The organism is Acinetobacter sp. CFCC 11171, assembly GCF_003268405.1.
In the GTDB taxonomy this organism is placed as follows: domain Bacteria; phylum Pseudomonadota; class Gammaproteobacteria; order Pseudomonadales; family Moraxellaceae; genus Acinetobacter; species Acinetobacter amyesii.
On sequence record NZ_LQXP01000123.1, the window covers coordinates 1 to 336 of the forward strand.

The following is a 336-nucleotide window of genomic DNA, read 5'->3' on the forward strand; positions in this document are numbered from 1 at the left end:
AATGCATCTTCGTCAGATTGCATTACTGTGATAAATCACAGAGATTATCAAGTGGTGCGTATCATAACGCTTGTACTTGTTAATCTCTAGGATCTAATCACTTGATCGCTTAGGAACTAAACAACATCGCTGCCGTATGATCATATACTGCGCGAAGCGTAGCTTCTTGCTTAAATTTCAAGTAAAAGCAGTGCTTTTATGATCTTGAAATTTGGTGGAGACTAGGAGAGTCGAACTCCTGACCTCCTGCGTGCAAAGCAGGCGCTCTACCAACTAAGCTAAGTCCCCAGCTTATCAATAAGTCAATGTCTCTGATTTTCCGTACTTCGTCAGTAG

At 41.7% G+C, this 336-nt stretch carries 1 tRNA gene; it reads right to left on the bottom strand.

The annotated features are described in order from the left end of the window. Positions 1-212: 212 nt before the first annotated feature. Positions 213-288 (bottom strand) — tRNA-Ala (locus AVJ20_RS18145). Positions 289-336 lie beyond the last annotated feature (48 nt).